A 23115-nucleotide genomic window follows, 5' to 3' on the forward strand; every position below is an offset into this window, starting at 1 on the left:
CGGAAAAGGGGCTATGAGCCCCGGCTATGCCTGCGGCAATGTGCGTTCATGTGAAGCCCGCAGGTATTCCCTGTAATGCGGCAGCACCTCGGAGGGAGGGCCGTACATGGCGGTCTCGCCATCCCTGAGCCAAAGGATGGAATCGCACGATTCCACAGTGGAAAGCCTGTGGGCGATAATCGCCAGCGTCATTGATCTGGGAAGCGAGGTGATGGTTTTCATGATGGCCGCCTCTACCCCCATGTCCAGCGAGCTTGTGGCCTCGTCAAGAATCAGCAGGTGCGGCGAGGCATACAGGGCGCGCGCAATGGAAAGGCGCTGCAACTGTCCCCCTGAAAGGCCGCTGCCCCCTTCCCCTATGGGGAGGTTGATGCCTTCGGGCCGCTGATCCGCAATATCCAGATGGGCCATCCGGCAGGCCTGCCGCACGCGTTCCTCATCATAAGGCCGTCCCCATTGGCTGAAGGCGACGTTCTGCGCGAGCGTGCCCGGCGCAACGTATGGGTTTTGCGCCACATACCCCACCCCAAGCATATAGGCGGCGCGCTCCGAGGGGGACAGGGGGTTCCCATCCACGAGCATCCGCCCGGCAGTAGGCTCAATGAGCCCGCTGAGGATATTGGCCAGAGAGCTTTTCCCCGCCCCGGACTGTCCGACGATCCCCAGCCTCTCCCCTTTGGCAAGCCGGAATGTGACATGGCGCAGGGCGGCCTTCTCAGACGAGGGGTAGAAAAAGGAGACATCCTCAAAGCTGATAGCCTCACTGAACTCCAGCCGCTGTTCGGCTTCCACGGCCGGAGGGATGGGAGCTTTCTGTATCTCGTCAATAAGCCCGGCACACTGGAGCGCCGGATAGTGCGCTCCGCGCAAGGCAACCATGTTCGTCATGGAGCGGTTGAGCAGTGGCAGTACGCGCCATGAGGCAAGCATGATCATGGTCAGCACGCCGGTAATGCGGGACATGGAGGCATCATAAAACGATATCATGATCCACAGCGCCGCGGGGATTACGAGGAAGGCGATGCTTTCCAATATCCATGTGGGGATGGGAGGGGCGACGGTGATGAGCGCCCGGCTCTGCATGGCCTTCATCCCTGCGGAACGGTACGCTTCAAAAAAATACGGCTGCTGTCGGTAGATATGCACTTCCATCATGCCGCGTTTGGCGTTTTCCAGCGCCAGGTATTCCATACTGGAGCACTCGGCGGACTCCTTGCCGGCGGCATCGACGCTTTGTTTGATTCTTTTGTAAATAAAAAAGCATAGCGACGTGACGACAACCAGCGTTGCCAGCAGGACTTCGGGCGTTGCCGAGATGAGTATCAGAAACAGCGCGATGGAGATGACAATATATGTGTAGACCTGCATCAGGTTTACAAGGAAAAATCCGAGCTGGCTGCGCCATGAGAACACTTGGGGGATCTGTCGGGTCTTCCCCGAAAGAAAATCGAGATATGAGCTGTTCAGAAAGTAGCGGAAGAGCGTTTCCCCGGCATACTGAGCCACAGCTTCGCCCAACATGGCGGTGCGCATCCCTGCCAGGGCGGACATGGCGTTCTTGACGATGGTAAGCCCCGCCACCAGAAGGGCCACCCAGAAGGCGAATATTCTGACATCGGACTGGAGGCTATGGAGGCTTGGAAAGATATCAAAGGCATACCTGACCAGAGGCAGGCTCATCGTCTTGTCGGGAGAGGCGACGCTCAGCGCCAAAAAAGAAAGCGAAAGAATGGATAATGCTTCAAAGATGGCGATCACCAGCATCAGCAAAAAGACAAGGAGGATTTTTCGGCGGATAAAGGCCGGCATTATCCTGTAAATGGTCAGGAAATCCCTGAGCAACATATTCTGGATATTCTGAAAGAGGGACATAATGCTTGTATCCTGTGCTGACTGGCGTGATCAGTGCTGTTTTTCCGTCCGCGTGCCGCTGCCATTCCGCAGCGTTCCATAAACCATGCCGTCTACAACGGTTTGGGCAAAGGCATCCCATGTAAAGGCCGCGGATCTGGCAAGCCCCTTGCGGCGTAATGTCTTTTGGAGATCTTCATGTTCCAGAAGTTCGCCCATCCTCGCCGCGAGCGCTTCCACATCCGAGGGAGGGACATACAGGGCGGCATCGCCGCCTATCTCCGGCAGCGATGTACGGTTCGCAGCAATAACGGGCGCGCCGCAGGACATGGCTTCAAGGACAGGAAGGCCGAACCCTTCATATTCCGAGAGATACAGGAAAGCACGGCAGCCGCTCAGGAGGGCCGCGACAGCCTCGTCGGGGAGAAAGCCCGTCAGGTGGATCTGCCGGGTTTCTGCGCATTCCCGCACGATTCCGCCGCAGTTCCAGCCCTTCTGCCCTACAAGCAGGAGGTGCGCATCAGGATATTTTTCCACCAGGCGGCGAAATGCACGGATAACGCAGGTAAGTCCTTTTCGTGGCTCCACGGTAGCCAGGCTGACAAAAAACGGCGTATGGGCGGGGATGCCAAGAGCACGCAGGACGGATTCCGTTTGCCCTCCGTCTGCCGCATGAAAATGATCGCCGCCGCCAAGGAGGGCTACGCGTACCTTGTCCCCATCCGCACCGGGGAAGAAGGAGAGAAAGTCCTGCCGTGTAAACTGGGAATTGGCCCAGATGATGTCCGCTTTCCGCAGATGCTGGCGCATGAGATCAAGGCAAGGCCCGTAAAAAGGGTGTTTGTCCCGCAGCCGCAGGGGGATGATGTCATGCAGCACAACGCATGACCGTATGCCGGGCATGGCGGAAACCTCATGGGGGACAGGCTGAAAGCACGAAAACCAGACAGCTTTTCCCCCTGCTGTCATGTGCGGCAGAATCGCTTGGCGCAGGGCCTCGCAGGGTTGATCGTACAGGGCAAACGGGCGGACGCCGGCAGCCTGTTTGAGCCAGCCCTGCACCCTGCTCGGCAGGGGGGCCAATATCCGGCGGATGGCAGGTTTCAGCTTCTTCCCGTGCCATGAGCCGGATGGGTTCTTGGACAAGGCAAGGTGAAGGAGGGAAGCGTTACGCGCCCAAGGGTTATGCTCCAGAAAGCGGCGTACATCGTTTTCCATGCCGCTGGGGGAGATCAGCAGTACGCGGATATCCTCACGTCGGACGAAGGCCCGCAGCGCGCGTGTTGCCATGCGGCCTATGCCGGTTTTGTGGATATCCGACTGTTCCCAGAGGGCAAGCGGGGCCGCATCGAAAAAGAATGGAACAGGGGCTTTCCCAGGGGGCATATCGCCGGCGCTGCCGTCTGCCTGCCTCCGCATGCCCTCAAGCGCAGCCCGATAGGTATCCATGCGGCTGTATTCGTAAAATAGCCTGATCGATTCTTCACGGAGAGGAGGAAGCATCTCTTTGCGCTGCGTCAGGGTGACGATACAGTCCAGCATGGACGCCCGGCCCGGAAGGGCATGCCAGGGATGCACCGCGTTCAGCCCCCGGCTCCCGGCGCCGCCGCACAACAAAGGCCGCCCATAGCTCAGGGCTTCCAGCGACTTGATCTTGATGCCTGTCCCGCTGAAGTCGGGATTGATCACCAGATGCAGATCAGCGTAAAAACGCTCAAGGTTTTCGACACGGCCAAGAAGATGTACTGAAGGGTCGCGCGATTTGATAAAATTGCAGACGTCCCCGGCAATATGCAGCTCGGTGCAACCATGCAGGCGGGATTCGCGTTCCCAGCGGATCAGGAAGTCGCCGACGGCGTGCCGGTTGCTTTCGTTGTCACTGGCAAGCACTCCGACAGCCAGCTTATCATGGACGCGAGGCAGAGGGAGCCGAGTGTTGTCCGGGAAAGGAATTTTGAAGATCACAACCTGCCGCTGTGAACACAGCTGCCGTTCATACAGCGCCTTCTCTTCATCCTGAATCGCAAAAATAATATCAGCCCGCTTCATGCAGCGCGCCTGTTCAGCTTCCTCAAGGTTCAGCCACGCCGAACGTGCGGGAAGGCCCTGCCGTTCAAACAAGGCGGCGCGCCCGGCAAAATTATCATGCATGAAGAGATATTTTTTTATTCCTTTCGGCACACAAGCGAGCACACGGGACAGCCAAGGCTGGTGCACGATGACGCCGCAATACCTTCCATCCTCCAGCAGGAGCGCGCAGGCATCAAGCAACTCACTCCCGCACCATGTATCCAAGTTGGGGGCGGTAACCCCGTCCGCCAATCGTTCCTGACGCGCTGTCCGGGGGTAGATTACGGCTGTGCGCTCAAAGTGCCGCTGAAGCACTTCGGCATCCTCACGCGAACAGCCGTCCATAGCGTAGACAAGGGCATCAAGGGCATACCCCATGTCCCGCAACAGCCGGCACTGGGTACGGACGGCCGTCGCCACGCCGCTGGGCAGCAAAGGGTTGCAGCTAAAGACCACAAGGCAGCGCGCCTTTTCCGTACACAGGGGAGAGGCGAGCAGGATATCCTGTTGAAGGGAAGCGTTGCCGCGCAAAAAAGACAGCGGGCTGTGCGTGCCCCTGTTCAGGTTTGCCTTGAGGCGCTGCCAGAACAGGGGGCGGTCATACAGCCAGAGGTCATAGGCTTTACGGAGTGAAGGCATGTTTTTTCTATCCAATAACAATACTATGCCGAGCATGAGGCTTTAAATAAACCAAGGAATCCGGCAACGCTGCATGAAAGGATTATTTTTTGTGGACTCTAAGATAAAGGTGGACAATGCCGTTATACGCCAAAAATTCCAGTTCAAGCCCTGATGTGGGGAGCCACTCGGAAAGGGCCTTTGATTCGCCCTTTTCCAGCCCCCATGACCAATCGTCAAAGACAAGGATTGCACCATCAACCAGCCTGTCCCGAAGAAAATCAAGGCACTCGACAGCCGGCTGATAAAGGTCGGAGTCGATTCTTGCATAACAAATTTTATCGATGCCTTGAATTTCCGGCCTCTTGAATGACTCGGAAAACCATCCCTTGATCAAGGAAATATTAGGGCGTTCATGGGTTTTGAGCAGGTTGCAGACCTTTTCATAGGTTGTTGAAAACTGGCCGCGCTCCCATCCGGGATAGTCGTTTTCACTTGGTTCCGGTAACCCTTCAAAACTGTCAAAACCAATAATTTTTTTATTCAAGCCTATACGGTTGCAGGACTGCCAGAGCCTTTCAATCCATCCCCCTTCAAAAACGCCAAACTCAACGATATCGCCTTCAATGTTCTTTTGTTTCAGATCGAGAAGGAGATCCTCGGCATAGACTGCCTCAACCTCATCCATGATGTTCTTAATAGGCAGTCCATATTTTGAATTCCAATCCCATGAACTTGCCAAGGGGCGTTTGGGTGAGACGGGGGCGTTATGAATGGAATTGCAAAACCAGTTGTCAAAAGAGTTCCAGTCGTTGACTGCCGCTTTTTCAGTATGTTTTATGTCTTCGCCATGAGAGGCTTCACAGTCATTTCCAAGGATTTTTTTCAGAAATGGAATCATTTTGCTTTCCTTCTTTTACTATTAAAGATAATCAGGTTTTTTTACGGCAATATATATTGCAGCCCTTTGGACATCTTTTACTTCAATGCCTAATTTATTGATAAAATCTTTTTGCTGGTGTGGGGTGTAGTCAATATCCGTTACAAGCCGTATTTCCTGCCACGGCTGTTTGGCTGCTGCCGAACATATTTGGGCAATCGACAGTCGGTTGATTTGATCGGAATCATAAATTTGCGAACAAATGGCATCGGCATGTTTTTGAGGGACGGATCTTTTTACCAGAGCTTCACGCAGCTCGTCTTTCGTCATGTATAAGTGTGAAAAAGGCCTGACCGGACAGTTTTCATCACCAAAGGAATAGAGTGTATCATCGCAAAGTATATATGTGTGATGGCCAACCGCCGAATGCCACAGGGGGCATCCATGCAGAATGGCCCAGCCCCCTGGTGCGAGCCGTTCAAACGCGCATTCAAAGAACTCAGCCATATTGACTATATGCTCCATGACTGCACAGCCGTAGATGATATCAAAGGCATTGGATGCGGATGTCATGCTTTCAAATGGCAGCCGGACAAGTGAAACGCCGTACTGGGACAGGGCCTCATCGGTTAACGCGGTGTTAGGATAGGGATTGCTGACTACGACGCGTTCTCCAGTCAGCCTGTGCCAGAGGCGGGCGATGCCAAATTCCCCGTCGCCGCCAATTTCACAAACCCTGCGGCCCTGCAGCGTGTTGAAGCCTCCCAAATCTATCAGGCGCTGCAATACGGGAAGCTGATAATGTTCCAGGTTCAAGCCTTCAGAACTCGTTTTGATTGATTCCCTCAGGTAGCCTTCGTTTTTGATGCGGGCATGCAGCCGCTCAATGAAGGGATAGGCGGAATCCTTCAGACCCTTTTTGAGGTTGTCAGGTAACATTTTGAAAAGCTTACGAAAGAGGGTCATTGGCCACAGCTCCTTTTTCTTGCCTGTTGAATCAGGAAATCAAAACCTTCCAGGCTGGTTTCATAAAATGTCCTGTACCGTTGCCGGCTGCACTCGGCGAGCTCTCCAAGCAGTTGGGGCTGCCTGAAGATGTGGAACACCGCGGCGGCAACTTCCTCTACCGTTGCGTGTGAGTGCATTGGGTGCCCTGTTTCTATTCCCTTGCATCCAAAGGCGGTTGTCACAAGCGGCATGCCGTATGACATGGCCTGTACCGTTTTGACATTGATTCCTGTGCCCAGCGTGACCGGCGAGACAACAAGGTCAACATCCGCATAAAAACCGGCGATATCTTCCACAAAACCGAGGAGCTTGACCCAGGGGCAGTGGAATGCCTCGCGTTTGCAGGCGGAGACATCTTTAATCATGGTTGAAACTTGGCCGGCTATTCTGACCTCAAAGGGAGGGGCCGCCTGCTGGGACTGCACGGCGTGAAGGAAATCGGTAACAAGATCCAGATTGATCCTGTTGGCGCTTGCAACCAGGCCGACGGCGTGTACCCCTTCAAAACTGCGCTGCAAAAAATGCGGAGGTTCCACATGGGGAATGACAATAGCTGAATCCTGGCCGCTGACTTCGTTAAAGTATCTGGCCTCTTCCTCTCTGCGCGCGATTACGATGTCGGCACGGCGCAGGTAGCGGCCCTCGTCTTCAGGGCTACAGGAAAAAAATTCTGTTTTAACGCCGCGTGCTTTTTGTGCGGCATAGCGTCCGCCCATCTTGTCGTGCGTATCAATAACCTTCAGGATATGTTTGGGAACGAATTCCAGCATCTTTGACTGGAACACATAGGAACAGAACAGGACGTCTACGGAATGGAGGGAGCACAACCAGGCGATATGCTCGCCCAGCCCCTTTTCGTACCAGCCGTCAAAAGGGACATCGACCCCCAAATGGCTTTCATCATGGAACGGGTAGGGAAGGGTGGCCACGCTGTCCCAGGCCCTGTGCATGGCGGTCATGTCTTCGGGGGTACAGCGATCAAGTTCCAGAAGGCCAAAATGGGCTTCACAGCCTTTTTCCCTGAAAATTTTCCCGAAGAATTGGATGGTGCTGCGGTTTCCATGGCTTGCCGGATGTGAGGGATAGGGGGAATAATACAGGATGCGTACCGGCCTGCCGGTTTCATTCACGGTTGCTGGGATATAGCGATCCTGAGCCGCCAAAGCTGCTGCTTCTTCATCCGAAAGGCCTTTTCCCTGCTGTTGCTGTAGCGGCTGCCCAACATCGGGCAGATATGCCTCCAGGTCAGCACACAAAACCGCCAGGGAGGAATTGTCAGTAAAGCCGATGAAACCTTCCGACTGCTCCAAAAGACAGATATTTTTTCTTTCAGTGCTGAACAGGCCAACTCCCTTTTTAAAGAGCAGGAGGTGCAGCGAGAGAAGGGGGACAGAGCGGGTGATCCTGAAAAAGGGGGCCTTGAATGATTCGCCCTGTCCTATAGGGACGATATGGCCATCTTTCAGCTGTGCCCCAGCTCCATGCAAAGAGCCGTCCGCCGCCAGGAGGCGGCAGCCGCACAGGTGAACCTCAGGCGACTGCTTGAGTATCGCCAGTGCGCTGTCCAGTCCTTTCAGCAGCAACGTACCGTCCTTGACCAGCAGGACGGCGTCACAGCTGCAACTCTTTTCAATAAGAGCCAGATGTTCCAGAAAAAGAACCGGTGGAATGTCAAGGTGCTTCCACGCTACGGCGAGTTGCGATACCCACTCAGGGAGTTTTTTTCCCCAGAATACGATTTCGCATGCCAGCCCAGCCTTTTCACAGGCTGTAAGCAGGGCCCCAACCATATTTCGCGTGGTTGAAGCGTCTTCATGAAGCTGAATTGCCAGGGAGACAACGGGAACGCCTCGAATTTGTGTTGAAATGGATTGCTTTGCATAGTAATCGGCAATGCATTTGGGAGGCAGGATTTCACAGCGCGCAAGGAAATGGACTATCTTGTCTATTTCAATATTCAGGTTTTTATCCGATTCAGGAACAGCCAGCAAAGAAACATGAGCTGGAATAAAAGATATTGTGTAACAAATGATATGGTCAATTTTTTCAAGTAGTGAAGAATCTACAGAACGAAGTTCAGAAGTATCGTCGCAGATACAGAAAATTATACCATGAGGGGATACGTAACGCATCGTATCCAAAAAGCTATGCTTTAGATCTGCTACGGGAACCAGAAAGCCTGAATAGCAATCGCCAACTTCATAACAGTAGTCCGCTACAGATGCGCTGTGGCTCCGTGCAAATGCGCGATAAACGCCTAGCTTTCGTAATGAAGCAATATTTTTGACAAACAAATCGTCTTGCTCTGTAAAGGCCTCTACATTATAGGAAGCGGTTTTCAGGCAATGCAAAAAAGTAAGCAGCCCTTTGCCCGCGCGTGCGTTTTTGTCAAAACAGAGCAAAAAATTCCGGCTGTTGTCTTTTCGTTGTATCGCGAGCTTATGTATTTCAGCCAGAGAGGCGAACAGCATACCCCTCAAGCCGAATTTCCGAAGCTTGGCAACCACGTTGACAAGGCCGTAATAAAGCCCCCCGTGTCTCTGAAGATAGGAAGCCCCGAAAAAGAACGACAGTATGGTGACGGCCTCCCAGTGCGGGAGGTCGGCGCACGCTTTTCCTATCCTGTGCCGATCTGCAAGAAGTTCATAAAAATAAGGCCAGCCACGGGCGAGAGTTTTCCTGACGTTGCGAAAAGAACCTTCGCAAACATAGGCGCACGGCAGCAGAAAAAGGCAGGCCAGCGGGGAAGGAGCACGGGTATTCATAGCAACCTATTCAGTGAAATAAATGATTTGTGAGCCGCCGGTTTCAAATTCGAAAGGGACATACAGATAGTGCTTGAGGGCGTCTTTTACGGCCTGCTGTTTGTCCGGTTCCACGAAAAGCAGAAAAAAGCCTCCGCCCCCAGCCCCAAGCAGCTTCCCGCCAATGGCCCCAGCCTGCCGTGCCCGATCATAAATTTCATCAATGCGATCTGACGTTATCCGGCTGGAGAGGCTCCTTTTGAACATCCACGCCTCATGCAGCATTTCCCCAAAATGGCGGATGTCTGTTTCAGAGCTTAAGATATCGAGGGCATCATGAACCATGGAATATATTTTGCGTAGTTCGGCAGTCCGGTTGTCAATATTCTTGATTTGCACTTGGGCCACTTCGGATGCCGAGCGCGAAAAACCCGTAAAAAACAGCATCAGGTGGTTATTCAGCAGCTTTTTTCTTGCTTTTGAAATGATTACTGGCCGAACGCTTATTTCGTCGTCCCGTTCAAATTGTATGACGTTGAGCCCGCCAAAGGCAGCGGCCACCTGATCTTGAGAGCCGACATGTTCCGCAAGGACATTCTGTTCAAAGCGAATGGCTTCTTTTGCAAGCCACATAGGAGTTACACGCTTTCCCATGAGCGCCTCCATGGAATGGAGCAGCCCAACTAAAAATGCCGAACTGGAGCCCAGTCCTGAACGAGCAGGCAGATCAGCGTCCGTATGCAGCTCTATGCCCTTTTCTGGGTTATAGGCTGACAGAACCGCATTGATGGAAGGATGAATGATTTCGTACGGCGATCGAACATCTTCCAGTCTGGAATAGACCACACGATGTTTATGTGGAAAAAACGGAGGAAGCCAACGGCAGGTGACATATGTATATTTATTGATTGTGGTAGATAAGACGGCGCCGCCATGTGTATGATACCATGAGGGATAATCCGTTCCCCCTCCAAAAAAAGAGACTCTAAACGGCGTTTTTGAAATGATCATTTGCTGGCTCCCTCGTCTATGCGATACTGCTGTAAGGTAACCTGTTGGTCATGGCCTTCTACAATATTACAATGCTTTTCCCCTGACGGAAAACATTCTTTATAAATATTGCGTAATATGGTTGCTGCAGTATTGATATCAGGGTTAGCCCATTGGCAGTTTCTTATTCCCAAATGGTCAGCAACATGCTGTGGTATATCTTCCATTGTATATGGAATGGGAAAAACTTTACTGCCGCGCATAAAATCCATATTGCCGGACCATCCTGTAGCAACGACATAAAGCCCTTTGCTCATCGCTTCATACAGGGTGGAGCCAAAACCCTCTGAACGGTGGAGTGACAAATAGACGTCATGAGTACTGTACAAGGCTTCAAGCTGTGTCTCATCAAGCCATTCGGACAGAATATGGAGATGGGGAATTTCTTTTTCCAACGCTTGCAGTTGCTGCATGGCAACAGGCGAGGCCTGTGGGGAAAGGATTTTTATCGTCAGTTCCGCCTCATCTGGCGAAAACGCCAAAGAGAAGGCTTTGATGGCGGCTTCTGGATTTTTCCTTTCCATGCTTGATGCAAGATCAAAGATAAAAAGGCACCGTAATTTTCCTGAAGCGCCATACTGTCTGTCTTCAGGACTTTTTTGCGACAGATGGCCTATGGGATGAACCACACGCACAGGTTTGTCTGTATATTGAGAAATAATCTTCTGTGTAAAAGTGCTCGGAACTTCGATTTCATCCACTATCTCCAGACAGTACTTCCAGACTGGCGGCAAAGCAGGTAATTCCCATGCCCAATAAGCAATAATATATTTATTTTTAACGAAATTACGTCCAAGGTGCAGCAAGGCAAGAAGGAAATGAGGTGGGTTCAGATGGATAATAACGGTTGCCGGAGCAGAGTCGTCCCTCATCTCCCTTAAAGCCAGAACTGCCGGGCAGTGCTTCCTGATCGGCTGGCACGTTGCCGCCGTGGTATCTCCACAAATAGGGTTTTTCTCTTTTATTTCCAATTGTTCACAATAACGCTCAGCAGAGCGGCCAATTCCGCCGCCACTGGAAAAATTTCCCATGATGATCAGGCGCCCCGGTCGTTCTTTGATTTTTGATCTGGATTGCCGGGAGGTTAGCACAAGGTATTTGACTAAAATCTTTGATGTGAAATTGCGAATGAAGTTGGGGCTTTTTCTCCATACATAACGCAGCATGATATCCTCTATTATAAAACATGTTTTATCATTGCATTGATACTTATTATGTTCGTCTGCATCATGCCTTGAGATTATGTTGATATTACAAGCCGGAAGGGCCAGGAAAGTGTATTCGAAGTTGAACGATTTTCATAAATAGATAACTGCATATTATTTTGAAATTATAAAATATTTATAAAAAGCCTGTTCAACAGATCTGAACATGCTTTTTTTGTGGCGGCAGGCTGGGAACATTTGTTCCGAAGTAGGCATCGAACCTGCTTTAGAGCTTCTCAGGGGGTAGCGCCAGGTTTAAGCTGTATCGAAAGATGCGAGCATGCGTGGAGGCTCTGGCGACGCTCCGTAGGGGCATCGGGACGGGCGAGCCCGCGTTGCTGGCGCTGGCTGCGAGTCGTTGGCGGCTTCCCTTTATTCAAGGCATCGGGTGAGCCAAATTATACAAAATATGCTTTTTACGTCAATAAATATATCTTTTAGTGCATAACGAGTTCCGTTTTTTCCTGAAAGTATGTTTTTCATACGGAATTTTAAGTATGGAGAGCATAATGGCCCCTAAAACGGCAAAGCCTGTCATGGTGCGGTTCGGTTCTATCATTTCGGAAAAACGGAAGCTCTTGAAGATGAGCCAAGAGGAGTTGGCTGAACGGGTGGGTATTTCACAGGAATCCCTATCCCGCATGGAGAAAGGTGTCATCGCCCCTCGGTTTGAACGGTTGCAGCTTTTTGCCGAGGCGCTGGAGTGTTCCATAGCCGACTTGTTCCGCGGGGAAGACGAAGCGGGGGAATGGGCGCATACAATAGAAAGGCTGCTCTTGCCGCTGCCTCGGCAAGCCCAAGAAGAAATCGTGGGGATCGTCGCGGCGGTCGCACGGCTGACCGCACCCCGCTGAATGGCGGGCCGATGGAGTTTACGGAATGGCTCCACGTAGGCCCTTCATCTGTGCACACGCCCGTGGGAAGCCTGTTTCCTTCCTGCAGGAAGGGACAACGGCTCTTGCGGGTGCCGCCGTGTGTGGACACAAAGAGCCGAAGTTGTAATGATGCTATCCTAATAGTTTGTTTTTTATGGAATAATCAATTTAGTAAAAACGGGGAACTTCCCCCATCCTGAATCGCCCGTCAAGGGCGGTTTTTTTTGCCCGAAGCTTGACAAAGCGGCCTCTGTATACAAAAATAGAAAAAAGTTCTAAATAAAAGAACAAAAGAGGTCGCCATGAAAACGATTGTCCGCTTCGGCCCGGAGGGGGCCGTGGAGCACGTCGAGGGCATCGCCCCCAATCCGCTTTCCGGGAATCCGGTAACGCACACGTGGCGTTGCTTCGTCCATCCGTCCGGCAAGCTGATCGCGGGCATCTGGAGCTGCGAAGGCGGAACCTTCGAGATCATGTCCCATCCGAGCACTGAGATGTGCACCATCCTCGAAGGCGAGGCCGTCATCGAACATGAGGACGGCTCGCAGGTAACCGTGGCCCCCGGCGACAGTTTCGTGATTCCCTATGGGGCGCACACGATCTGGCACGTCGAGGGGTACGTCAGGAAATCGTTCACCTGTCATTTTATGGAAAACGACGGACCCGCCGCCTGAGGCCGTCCGCCTTCACTGCAAACCAAAGTGGAGAAGCGTATGCAACCGACTCCCGTCGCCGTCGTTACCGGAGGCAGCCGAGGCATCGGCAAGGCCGTTGCGCACGAACTAGCGTCGCTGGGCTATCGGGTTCAGCTTGTCGCCCGCAATCGTGGGAACCTTGAGGCCGCGAAGGAAGAAATCGTCCGGGCGCACGCCCTCGAAGGCGAAACTGTTCCCGGCATCTACGCCGCCGACGTGTCTGATGTCGTCGCCATCCGCACGGTGGTCAGGGATATCCTTGGGGACTGCGGGCGGATCGATTTCCTGTTCAACGGGGCTGGGATCAGCATTCCGGGGACTTTCGATCTGGACGCCGCCACGTTCACGCGGCTGTTCGAGGTCAACCTGCGGGCGCCCTTCGTGTTCATGCAGGAAATCGTGCCGATTATGGAACGGCAGGGCGGTGGCCATATCGTCAACGTGGCCTCGCGCAACGGCAAGGTCGCCGTGGCCAACCTTGGCGGCTATTCGGCCTCCAAGTTCGGGCTGGTCGGGCTCGGCGAATCCGCGTTCCGCGACCTCTCCGCCAAGGGCATCGCGATCACGACTCTGTGCCCCGGCTGGGTGAATACCGATATGGCCGCGGGCGAAGGGGCGTCGCTGGCTCCTGAAGAGATGATCCAGCCTGAGGACATTGCCGTCACCGTCCGCTGGCTGCTGTCCCTGCGCCGTCCCGTCCGGGTCATGGACGTGCTGCTGGAATGCGCAAAGGACGTGGAGCGGCGCGGCAGCGTCGAGATCGCCAAATTGTACGCGTTGCGCGAACGTCACCGGGAAGAATACGACAGCCTGACGTTGTAGGAGTATCGGCATGAAGGCGCTTATCGAGAATATTCAGCACTATTGCCTGCATGACGGCCCCGGCATGCGGACGACGGTCTTTTTCAAGGGCTGTCCGCTGCGCTGCCTGTGGTGCTCCAACCCGACGACGCAGCGTATGCCGAAGGAACTGCTGCAAAAGGCCGACGACTGTCTCGGCTGCGGCCTTTGTGCCCGGGTGTGTCCGAAGGGGGCCGTGGCCTTTGAACCGGGGAAGGCGCCGGTCATCGACCGGGAGCTGTGCGACGACTGCGGCCTTTGTGCCCGCGAATGTCCCGGAAAGGCGCTGGTCATGGCCGGGAGCGAATATACCGTTGAAGAGGTCTTCGACATCCTCAAGGGCGACATGTTGTTCTACCGCAACTCCGGGGGCGGTGTGACCTTTTCCGGCGGGGAGGTTCTGTCGCAGTCCGCATTCGCCGTGGAACTGGCGGAACGCTGTCGGAGGCTCGGCATCAACACGGCGATGGAAACGTCGGGGTTTGCGCCGTACGAACGCCTGCTGGCCCTTGCCGACGTGATGGATCACATCTTTTTTGACGTGAAGCACCTCGACGACGAGGCACACAGGCGGCTTACTGGTCAACCCAATGCGCTGATTCTGGACAACATCCGGCGTCTGGGCCGCGAAAAGGGCGGAAACGTACGCATCCATCTGCGCCTTCCGCTCATTCCCGGCCTGAATGACGCCCCGGAACATCTCGATCGGTACGGCGCGTTCGCAGCCGGGCTTGAGGGCATCGCCGATCTGGAGTTGCTGCCCTACCACCGCCTCGGCAAGAACAAATATGACATGCTCGGGCGCGGTTATACTCTGGGCGATGTCCCTCCCCCCGCCCGGGACGCCGTCGCCGCCGCCGTCGGCCGCGTCCGGGAGCACGCGGGTCATGTGAAGGTGTTGTGCGTTGCCTGATCGGCAACTCTTGAAATGAAAGGAGAATGACGATGTCTCTCACCAAGGAAGCCCGTCTCGAACGGATCATGCGCCTCAAGAAGCAGTTCTTTTCCCACAAGCCGAGCGTCTGCATCGAGGGCGCTCTGACCGCGACCCGCGTGTTTCAGGAAACCGAAAGTGAGCCGATGGTCATCCGCCGGGCCAAGGTCTTCAAGCGGCATTGCGAAACCAAGACCATCACCATCCAGCCGGACGAGCTCATCGTCGGCAACGCCGGGGCCGTGGCGCGCAGCATCCATGTGAATCCTGAGCTCTCGAACAATTGGTTCTACAACGAATTGGATACGATGAGCACACGCCCGCAGGATCCCTACCAGATCACGGAAGAACAGAAGCGGCTCTATCGTGAGGAAATCTATCCCTACTGGAAGGGCAAGACGCTCCGGGATTTCTGGGACGCGCGCGCCCCGAAGGATGTCCATGAGCTGTTCTCCGTCGGCGGCATCTGCGACAATGACGTGAAGATCGAGTGTACCCCCGGCGACATGGTTCCGGCCCTTCATCAGCTCGTCCTGCCCCTCGGCTTCGACGGGATCAAGCGCAAGGCCGCCGAAAACCTCGCCGGGCTGGACTTCAACGACATCGAGAACTTTTCAAAGCGTGATTTTTGGCAGGCCGTGATCATCTGCTGCGAAGGGTTCAGCCTTTTGTGCGAACGCCACGCCCAAAAGGCCCGCGAACTCATGGAAGGGGCTGACGACGCCCGCCGCCGTGACCTCGAACGCATCGCCGCCGTGTGCGGCCGGATCGCCCACAATCCCCCGGACACGCTGCACGAAGCCTTGCAGCTTACCTATTTCATCTTCGTCGGCCTCTTTATCGAAGGCAACGCGGGCGGCTATTCGCCGGGCCTGCTCGATCAGTATCTGATCCCCTATTACCGCAGGGATCGGGAACGCGGCCTGAGCGATGAGGATGCCCTTGAAGTCATCGAAAGCCTGTGGGTGAAGTTCGGCGAGCAGATTTGGTACTGGAACGAGCCCGCCGCGAAGCACTACTCAGGTTTCTGCGCCTTCCAGAACATCGCGCTGGGCGGCCTTGATACCTATGGCCGCGACGCCGTCAACGAACTGAGCTACCTCATGCTGCAGGCGAGCATCGACGTACAGATGGTTCAGCCCTCGTTGTCCGTGCGTCTGAGCAAGAAGAATCCTGAGGAGTTTTTCCTCAAGATTGCCGAGCTGGTGCAGACCGGATCCGGTTTCCCGGCCATCTTCAGCGACGAGGTCGGCTACAAGATGCTGCTTAAGAAGGGCATCCCCGCCCACCTTGCCCGCGACTGGGCGCCTATCGGGTGCGTGGAGGCGCAGCTTGCCGGACGCCATTACCAGTGGAGTTCGGCCGGGCACTACAACCTCGGCAGCGTGGTGGAGTTCGCCTTGACCAACGGCGTACACCTCAAGAGCGGCAAGAAGCTCGGCGCGGACACCGGGGACGCCTCGACGTTCACGACTTATGAGCAGTTTGAGGAGGCCGTATACAAGCAATTGCGTTTCCTGCTGCACCAGTTCTCCGTGTCTCAGAATCTGTTGGAACAGCTGCACTACGAATACCTGCCGAATCCCGTGGCCTCCATGCTGCTCACCGGCTGCATCGAAAAGGGCTGCGACCTTACCCACGGCGGGGCCGAGTTCAACACCGGCCCCGGCATGAACGGCAACGGCCTTGCGGACTTCGTGGATTCCGTGACGGCGGTGCGGAAGATCGTATTCGAGGACAAGCGCATTTCAATGGCCGATCTTGTCGCTGCGGTCAGGGCCGACTTTGAGGGCTGCGAGCACATCCGCCGTATGCTCATTGAGGACGCGCCCAAGTGGGGCAACAACAACGACGAGGCCGACATCAACATGACGAAGCTGTTTGACGCCATCATCAAGGAAATCGGCACATACCGCGGCAAGCTCGGCAATCCCAAGCTGCCCGCGCTGTACCCCGTCTCGTCGAATGTGCCGCAGGGCCTGTCCGTCGCCGCCCTGCCTTCGGGACGCAAGGCAGGCAAGCCTCTTGCGGACGGCTGCTCGCCCTCGCAGGGCATGGACAGGCTCGGCCCAACCGCGATCCTCCAGTCGCTCGGCAAGCTGCCCCACGACTGCATCGACGGCGGGACGCTCCTGAACATCAAGCTGACCCCCGCCGTGGTCGCCGGGGAAGAAGGCAAGCGGCGCCTGTCCGCCTTCCTGAAGACCTTCCTCGACCTCGACGTGTTCCATATTCAGTTCAATGTGGTCAGCCATGAGGTTTTGCGCTGCGCGCAGCGGGCCCCTGAGGACTACAAGAGCCTGCTCGTCCGCGTCGCGGGCTACAGCGCCTATTTCGTCGAGCTGAGCCGCGAGATTCAGGAAGACATCCTGAGCCGCACGGCCCATGAACTCTAGCCAATCCGGCCGCGCCTCCGTGCGGGGGTGCGGCCTTGCAAAGCGAGGTATCCCGTGTTGTTCGTCCGTCTGCTCGCCCTTGTCGTGGCCGTGGCGCTGACTGTACCCGGCCTTGCCCCCGCGTCGCCCGTCACCCTGCGGACGGCGTGGCTTTCCGAATACGAAGCCTTCGCCGCATGGTATGCACATGAACGGAAGTGGGATGTGGAGAACGGCGTTTCGCTGGAATGCAAGGTGTTTCCCACCGGGAAAAATCTGGTGGACAACATGCGGCGCTCCGGGTGCGTGATCGGCGCGTGCGGCGGGGCCGCCGCCGTGTTCGGCATCCTCAGCGGGCAGGTTTCCGTCATTGGGGTGGCTGCGGATGAGACTGCGGCGAACGCCGTTTACGTGCGCCCGGACAGCCCCTTGCTGAAGCTGAAGGGTGAGAACCCCGGCTATCCCGAACTCTACGGCAGCGCCGCGGCCATGCAGGGAAAGACCGTGCTCGCGCCCATGGGAACCAGCGCGCACCAGTTGCTGTATTTTTGGCTGGAACGGCTCGGCACGAGCGATGCGGAGTCCATCGTCATAGACACGAAGCCGGAGGAGGCGCTCAAGGCGTTCACCGGCGGTATGGGCGATGCGGTCGTACTGTGGGCCCCGGACACCTACAAGGCCGACGCCCTTGGGTTGCGGCGGCTGGTCTCCGGGCGGGAATGCGGCATCACCCAGCCTATCCTGCTCATCGCCGACCGTAAGTTCGCGGAGGCGAACCCCGCGCAGGTCGAAGCCTTCATGAGGGCGTATCTTAGGGCCGTAGACGCAATCCTCGCCATGCCGGAGGACGAACTCGTCCCGCTGTACCGGAGGTTCATGGAGATGTTCTCCGGGCAGCCGGTTTCCGAAGCGGTCGCTCTTGGTGATCTGGACACGCACCGGTTTCTGGCGGCGGACGAACAGCGGAAGCTGTTCCGAAGCCGTGCCGAGGGCGGACTGCTCCACTTCTGGATTGAGGACGTGATCCGCTTCCACGAGGCGACGGGCGCGTTGAGCCGCCGTCAGGTCCGTGAACTGGAGCGGACGCCGTTTGTGACGTCTCGGTTCCTCGAAGGGGCCGCCGTGCAGTGAGCCTATGCCGCCCGGAATGTTCCGGGCGAAGGAGATGTCCCATGTTTCCGCGGATCAAGTTTCTCAGGCAGCAGTTTTTCCTGAACCGCCCCTCCGTGTGTCTGGAGGCGGCGCTGGCGAAGACCCGGGTTTTCCGGGAGACGGAAGGCGAGGCGCTGATCCTGCGGCGCGCCAAGAGTTTCCGGGAGACATGCCGCACCAAGACGATCACCATCCAGCCGCAGGAGCTGATTGTCGGCAATGCGGGCGCGAAGGCCCGGCAGGCCTGCATCACGCCGGAGCTGTCGAACAACTGGTTCGTGCTTGAGCTGGAGACCATGCGGGATCGCCCGCAGGATCCCTACGACATCACTGAGGAACAGAAGGCGCAGTACCGCGAGATCATCCATCCCTACTGGGTGGGCAAGTCGCTCCGAGACATCTGGGAAAAACAGGTGCCCGAAGATACGATGGCGATCATCCGTGTCGGCGGGGTGGTGGACTGCGGCGTCAAGGTGGAGTCCACGCCTTCGGAGCTGACCCCGAATTTCCGGGATCACCTGTTCGTGAAGGGGTACTCCGGGATCAGGCGCGAAGCCGAGGCCGCGCTTGCCGCGTTGGATCTCACCGACGTGCGCAACCTTGAGCGCCGCGACTTCTGGCGGGCCGCCGCCATCACCTGCGAAGGCATGGAGACGCTGGCGGCGCGGTACGCCGAAAAGGCCGGGGAGCTGGCCGCCGCCGAAGCCGATCCCGTCCGGGCGTCTGAATTGCGGGACATCGCCGAAACCTGCCGCCGCCTCGCCGTGGGCGCGCCCGCCACTTTCCGGGACGCGATCCAGCAGGTCTATTTCACCCTATGCGGCCTGTTCATCGAGGGGAACGGCGGCGGCTATTCCATAGGCCGCCTTGATCAGTACCTTTATCCTTTCTTTTTGAGGGACAAGGCGGATGGCCTTCTTACCGACGACGCGGCGCAGGAGTTGCTCGAATGCTTTTGGATCAAGCTTGGCGAGCAGCTTTGGTATCAGACGGACGAGAGCGCGCGGGACTATGCGGGGTACTGCCCCTTCCACAACCTGTGCGTCGGCGGTGTGGATGTGAACGGCAACGATGCCGTGAATCCGCTTTCTTATATGATGCTGGACGCGACCATCCATGTACGGATGGCGCAGCCTTCGCTGTCCGTGCGCCTCAGCCGCAAGAATCCTGAAGAGTTTTTCCATAAGGTTGCGGAGTGCGTGCAGACCGGTACGGGCTTTCCCGCCATCCACAGCGACGATGTGGGCACCATGATGGTCATGCGCAAGGGGGTACCCTCGCGGGCGGCCCGTGACTGGGCCCTGCACGGCTGCGTCGAACCGGACATTCCGGGCATGACCTCCCAGTGGACTTCGGGCGGGCACTACAATCTGGCCTCCGCCATTGAGTTCGCCCTGACCCGCGGCGTTCACCTCAAGACGGGCGAACAGGTCGGCCTGCGGACCCCGGATCCGGTCACTTTCCAGACTTTCGACGATTTCCGGGAGGCGGTGTACGGCCAGCTTGGGCACATCATCCGGCATTTCTCGCTGGTGATGAGCCTGTTCGAGCGGCTGCATCTGGAACATCTTCCCTTGCCGCTGGCCTCCCTCGTCACGCTGGACTGCGTGGAGAAGGGCAGGCACCTCATGCAGGGCGGGGCGCGGTACAACTGGGGGCCGGGCATGAACGCCAACGGGTTTGGGGACTTCATCGATTCGATGGCCGCCGTCCAAAAGCTGGTGTTCCGCGAGGGCAGGCTGCCCATGTCCCGGCTGGTCGAGGCGATCCGGGCCAATTTCGAGGGATACGAGGCAGTCCGCCGTATGCTTGTCGAGGACGCGCCCAAGTGGGGCAACGACGATGACGACGCCGACGTTTTCGCCGGGGAATTGACGGACTTTCTGTCCCAGACCTTCGGCGGGACGCGCGGCCTGCTCGGTAACCCCCGGATGATGACGATCATCCCGATTACCTCGAACATCCCGCAGGGGGCGAGCGTGAGCGCTCTGCCTTCGGGTCGGTTGGCGGGCTTTCCGCTCGCGGACGGCATTTCCGCCTGTCAGGGCCGCGACAGGAACGGCCCCACGGCCCTCATCAAGTCCATGTCCAAGTTCCCGCATGTGGATTATGACGGCGGGCTCCTGCTCAACGTGCGGTTCACGCCGAGCACCGTGGAGGGCGAGCAGGGCCGATTCCGGCTTGTCTCCTTCCTGCGGAGCTTTTTGGATTTGGATCTCTTCCACATCCAGTTCAACATCGTAGGGCAGGAGGTGCTGCGCTGCGCCCAGAAGCATCCTGACGAATACCGGTCGCTCCTCGTGCGCGTGGCGGGATACAGCGCGTATTTCGTCGAATTGAGCAAGGAAATGCAGGAGGACATCATCAGCCGCATTCCGCACGAGCTTTAGCGCACGGCGCGAACCCGCGTCCCTGAGGAGCCCTCACGCTGTCGGCGCGGGGGCTCCTCGCGTGCCCGGAGGCATTCACGGAGGCAAAGCCGAAAGACGGAACGGGGCGGCGGTATGTCGTCGGGTGATGTCCTCCGAAGGGCCGGCAAAGGGCGGGAGGGCGTTCGCGCGCGTTTGGTTCGTGTCTTTTCCCCAAGGCCGAGACGTGCTCGTCGGCGCATCCTTTTGCGGTTCAGCACCCATGAAGCAGGCACGGTCGCCGGAGGGTTCCCGATGGTGCGGAGTCCGAAAGCCTGCCTGCCTGCCCCTCTCCCTGTCCGGTTCCTCCCCTTTACGTCGCCGCAGCTTTCCTGCCCCATGCCTTTTGCGTGCCGTCGACGCATCCCGGATGCTTCGGTCTGGCATTCTCCCGTACCCTACGGCCCAAAGAAGGAGGGTATGGCAGAGGTGCGTGGAAAAAAGGATGCCATGCCGCCCTATTGAGAGCTTTTTCACATTTTCTTGTCACTTCTCTTGACACGGTATTTTGTGAAGCGTATGTTCATAAAAAAAGAACATAGTTGCTTAAAATAAAATATAGGCTCTCGAATACCCCGGACGCGGCTTCAGCCGTTCCACTTCGGCGAGGCGCAACGCTCTGTCTTCCACAACCGGCGTCATGGGATTTCATGTGTGATGGAAACGATCCGCCGCAGGACGTTTTTCATACTTACGGATCAGCAGGCTGGCCGGTTCAATCGGCCTGAACGCATCACTCAACGCCCCAATGAGGAGAAACCGGATGAAGCTTTTCAAGAGTACCTGTCGAGCACTCGGTGTTTGTGCGCTTTCGTTCAGTATGTTCCTCGGCTCCGCCGCGGCCGCTCCCAAGGAGGTCAAGCTCCTCTTCCCCGAACCCTACAGCTCCGCTTCCACCTACGCCGAAGGGCAGGCCGTAGGCATCTATTACGGCGCGCTTGATTTCAATATGCAGAACCATCCCGCCCTGCGCGGGAAGTACAAGATGCGCTGGGTAGGCGACGTGGTGAAGTCGCCCGCCGACGCCCTGAATGCGGTGGCGACCGGCGCCGGTCAGTTCACCTATACCCTGCCGCAGTTCATTGAGCAGTTTGACCCCGACTGGCGGCTGGTCACGGCTCCCGGCGTATTCGAGAGTTTCGAGCATTTCCTGCGGACGATGGAAACCCCGGCATGGAAGGCGAAGCAGGAAGAGCTTGAAAAGACCAAGGGCTTCAAGATTCTGAAGTGGACGAACTCCATCGGCAACTTCTGGCTTTGGACGAAGACCGGCCCCGCCGACTCACTCGCCGCCCTTAAGGGGCAGAAGATTCGCTACGCGGGCCAGAAGTCCTATTCCAACGCGTTCGACGCCCTCGGCCTCGTGGGTGTGGCCCTGCCGTATACCGAAGTCGTGTCCGCGCTCCAGACGAACATGATCGAGGGCCTGACCAACGATATTTTCGGTTACACCTACTATGACCTGCCCCGCCTGACCAAGTACATGTTCCCCATCCCCTTCGGCTTGTGCCCGCAGGCCCTCGTGGTCAACGCCAAGTGGTGGAACGGGCTGCCCAAGGCCGAACGCGAAGCCATCGAATTCACCATCGCCTGCACGGATGTGCACCAGTATTTTGAAAAGCGTCAGCTCGAAATCCTCAAGTGGTGGGATGAAAACCCGGATACCGTCCTGGTCAAGCTGACCCCCGAAGCCCGCGCCGAATGGGAAGCCGTCCTGAAGTCGTCCACCGAAGCGTTTGTCAAGGATCTCAATCCCGCCCTCCTCGAAGCCGTCAGCAGCACGGCCTCCAAGAAGTAGCCTCCTGTCCGGGGCGGCTCCTTCCGCCCCGGACGGATCCACCTCAACGGCAAAGGGGAAACGTCATGGAAACGCCTTCGATCCTTCTGCGGCTGAAGCGGCGCTGGGTTGAACTTTGGGGCATCGTCTTCTTTATCGGCGTCGGCATCAATTTTGCGGAAGTCATCTGCCGTTCGGTGTTCCACTTCTCCATCGACCTGATGTACGACATCCCGATTTGGCTCACCATTTGGTCCGTCATGATGCTGGCGGGGCCCATTCTGCCCGACGGCGATCACGTTTCGGTGGACATGGTGCGTGAGCATCTGCACGGCCTTCCGCGCAAGGTGTGCGAAATCGTCAACTGTCTCGCCACCATCGCCTTCGGCGCCGTCATCACATGGGGCGGCGTGGTGTTCACCTTGCAGTGCTATGAGTTCAACATGAACATCATCCGCTGCATTTCCGTACCGCGTTGGCTTGTCGAAAGCTGCATACCCATCGGCATGTTCCTGTTCACGATCTTCGCCGTATACCAGCTTGTGACCGTCGTCAGGACGAACTACGCCAAGGCGGACAGTCAGGCAGACGAATAGCCGTCGCACTCACGCGGATTCGCCATGATTCCGGCTT

16 protein-coding genes are annotated in these 23115 nt (G+C 56.6%); 9 read left to right on the forward strand and 7 right to left on the reverse strand.

Going from position 1 to position 23115, the window contains the following annotated elements:
- Window positions 1-24: 24 nt before the first annotated feature.
- The 7 genes from AC6I1V_RS10160 to AC6I1V_RS10190 form a co-directional block, all read right to left on the reverse strand.
- The gene (locus AC6I1V_RS10160; protein ID WP_486853587.1) at window positions 25-1872 is read right to left on the reverse strand and encodes an ATP-binding cassette domain-containing protein; all 1848 of its coding nucleotides are present in this window, start codon (window positions 1870-1872) and stop codon (window positions 25-27) included.
- A 30-nt stretch (window positions 1873-1902) separates the two neighbouring features.
- On the reverse strand, window positions 1903-4560 hold the full coding sequence (locus tag AC6I1V_RS10165) for a glycosyltransferase (RefSeq protein WP_486853588.1): 2658 nt from the start codon (window positions 4558-4560) through the stop codon (window positions 1903-1905).
- Between the two features lie 82 nt (window positions 4561-4642).
- The gene (locus AC6I1V_RS10170) at window positions 4643-5440 is read right to left on the reverse strand and encodes a TylF/MycF/NovP-related O-methyltransferase (RefSeq protein ID WP_486853589.1); all 798 of its coding nucleotides are present in this window, start codon (window positions 5438-5440) and stop codon (window positions 4643-4645) included.
- Window positions 5441-5461: 21 nt separating this feature from the next.
- A complete protein-coding gene (locus AC6I1V_RS10175; protein ID WP_486853590.1) occupies window positions 5462-6385 on the reverse strand; it encodes a class I SAM-dependent methyltransferase in 924 nt (307 codons plus the stop codon).
- Window positions 6382-9192 carry a glycosyltransferase gene (locus tag AC6I1V_RS10180; protein WP_486853591.1) on the reverse strand — a complete coding sequence of 937 codons (2811 nt, stop codon included), beginning with the start codon at window positions 9190-9192 and terminating at the stop codon, window positions 6382-6384. The genes AC6I1V_RS10175 and AC6I1V_RS10180 overlap by 4 nt, the downstream gene beginning before the upstream one ends.
- Window positions 9193-9198: 6 nt before the next feature.
- Window positions 9199-10182: a GHMP family kinase ATP-binding protein gene (locus AC6I1V_RS10185; protein WP_486853592.1), complete on the reverse strand. Its 984-nt coding sequence runs from the start codon at window positions 10180-10182 to the stop codon at window positions 9199-9201.
- Window positions 10179-11387, reverse strand: coding sequence for a glycosyltransferase (locus AC6I1V_RS10190; protein ID WP_486853593.1), 1209 nt, complete (start codon window positions 11385-11387; stop codon window positions 10179-10181). Before AC6I1V_RS10190 ends, AC6I1V_RS10185 begins: the two co-directional genes overlap by 4 nt.
- Window positions 11388-11935: 548 nt before the next feature.
- Here AC6I1V_RS10190 and AC6I1V_RS10195 point away from each other — a divergent pair.
- From AC6I1V_RS10195 to AC6I1V_RS10235, 9 genes are all read left to right on the forward strand, one after another.
- Window positions 11936-12280, forward strand: a complete 345-nt coding sequence (locus tag AC6I1V_RS10195; RefSeq protein WP_486853594.1) for a helix-turn-helix domain-containing protein — start codon at window positions 11936-11938, stop codon at window positions 12278-12280.
- A 323-nt stretch (window positions 12281-12603) separates the two neighbouring features.
- Entirely contained in the window at window positions 12604-12975 is a 372-nt protein-coding gene (locus AC6I1V_RS10200) for a cupin domain-containing protein (RefSeq protein ID WP_479858328.1), read from the forward strand.
- Window positions 12976-13014: 39 nt separating this feature from the next.
- Window positions 13015-13818, forward strand: a complete 804-nt coding sequence (locus tag AC6I1V_RS10205; protein WP_486853595.1) for an SDR family oxidoreductase — start codon at window positions 13015-13017, stop codon at window positions 13816-13818.
- Window positions 13819-13828: 10 nt separating this feature from the next.
- Window positions 13829-14749, forward strand: a complete 921-nt coding sequence (locus AC6I1V_RS10210; RefSeq protein ID WP_486853596.1) for a glycyl-radical enzyme activating protein — start codon at window positions 13829-13831, stop codon at window positions 14747-14749.
- 32 nt (window positions 14750-14781) lie between these two features.
- Window positions 14782-17166, forward strand: coding sequence for a glycyl radical protein (locus AC6I1V_RS10215; protein ID WP_308770598.1), 2385 nt, complete (start codon window positions 14782-14784; stop codon window positions 17164-17166).
- A gap of 54 nt (window positions 17167-17220) precedes the next feature.
- Window positions 17221-18276: an ABC transporter substrate-binding protein gene (locus tag AC6I1V_RS10220; protein WP_486853597.1), complete on the forward strand. Its 1056-nt coding sequence runs from the start codon at window positions 17221-17223 to the stop codon at window positions 18274-18276.
- Between the two features lie 41 nt (window positions 18277-18317).
- A complete protein-coding gene (locus tag AC6I1V_RS10225; protein WP_484057619.1) occupies window positions 18318-20687 on the forward strand; it encodes a glycyl radical protein in 2370 nt (789 codons plus the stop codon).
- Between the two features lie 781 nt (window positions 20688-21468).
- Complete coding sequence (locus AC6I1V_RS10230; RefSeq protein ID WP_486853598.1) at window positions 21469-22503, forward strand: TRAP transporter substrate-binding protein; 1035 nt, start codon at window positions 21469-21471, stop codon at window positions 22501-22503.
- Window positions 22504-22568: 65 nt separating this feature from the next.
- Window positions 22569-23078 carry a TRAP transporter small permease gene (locus tag AC6I1V_RS10235; protein ID WP_302552050.1) on the forward strand — a complete coding sequence of 170 codons (510 nt, stop codon included), beginning with the start codon at window positions 22569-22571 and terminating at the stop codon, window positions 23076-23078.
- Window positions 23079-23115 lie beyond the last annotated feature (37 nt).

The sequence above is a fragment of the Bilophila sp. T19-St14 genome (genome assembly GCF_059728385.1).

What these genes read in the sequence shown, in the direction of transcription:
- AC6I1V_RS10160 (WP_486853587.1), bottom strand. Translation starts at nt 1,872, where the DNA reads ATGTCCCTCTTTCAGAATATCCAGAATATGTTGCTCAGGGATTTCCTG.
- AC6I1V_RS10165 (WP_486853588.1), bottom strand. Translation starts at nt 4,560, where the DNA reads ATGCCTTCACTCCGTAAAGCCTATGACCTCTGGCTGTATGACCGCCCC.
- AC6I1V_RS10170 (WP_486853589.1), bottom strand. Translation starts at nt 5,440, where the DNA reads ATGATTCCATTTCTGAAAAAAATCCTTGGAAATGACTGTGAAGCCTCT.
- AC6I1V_RS10175 (WP_486853590.1), bottom strand. Translation starts at nt 6,385, where the DNA reads ATGACCCTCTTTCGTAAGCTTTTCAAAATGTTACCTGACAACCTCAAA.
- AC6I1V_RS10180 (WP_486853591.1), bottom strand. Translation starts at nt 9,192, where the DNA reads ATGAATACCCGTGCTCCTTCCCCGCTGGCCTGCCTTTTTCTGCTGCCG.
- AC6I1V_RS10185 (WP_486853592.1), bottom strand. Translation starts at nt 10,182, where the DNA reads ATGATCATTTCAAAAACGCCGTTTAGAGTCTCTTTTTTTGGAGGGGGA.
- AC6I1V_RS10190 (WP_486853593.1), bottom strand. Translation starts at nt 11,387, where the DNA reads ATGCTGCGTTATGTATGGAGAAAAAGCCCCAACTTCATTCGCAATTTC.
- AC6I1V_RS10195 (WP_486853594.1), top strand. Translation starts at nt 11,936, where the DNA reads ATGGCCCCTAAAACGGCAAAGCCTGTCATGGTGCGGTTCGGTTCTATC.
- AC6I1V_RS10200 (WP_479858328.1), top strand. Translation starts at nt 12,604, where the DNA reads ATGAAAACGATTGTCCGCTTCGGCCCGGAGGGGGCCGTGGAGCACGTC.
- AC6I1V_RS10205 (WP_486853595.1), top strand. Translation starts at nt 13,015, where the DNA reads ATGCAACCGACTCCCGTCGCCGTCGTTACCGGAGGCAGCCGAGGCATC.
- AC6I1V_RS10210 (WP_486853596.1), top strand. Translation starts at nt 13,829, where the DNA reads ATGAAGGCGCTTATCGAGAATATTCAGCACTATTGCCTGCATGACGGC.
- AC6I1V_RS10215 (WP_308770598.1), top strand. Translation starts at nt 14,782, where the DNA reads ATGTCTCTCACCAAGGAAGCCCGTCTCGAACGGATCATGCGCCTCAAG.
- AC6I1V_RS10225 (WP_484057619.1), top strand. Translation starts at nt 18,318, where the DNA reads ATGTTTCCGCGGATCAAGTTTCTCAGGCAGCAGTTTTTCCTGAACCGC.
- AC6I1V_RS10230 (WP_486853598.1), top strand. Translation starts at nt 21,469, where the DNA reads ATGAAGCTTTTCAAGAGTACCTGTCGAGCACTCGGTGTTTGTGCGCTT.
- AC6I1V_RS10235 (WP_302552050.1), top strand. Translation starts at nt 22,569, where the DNA reads ATGGAAACGCCTTCGATCCTTCTGCGGCTGAAGCGGCGCTGGGTTGAA.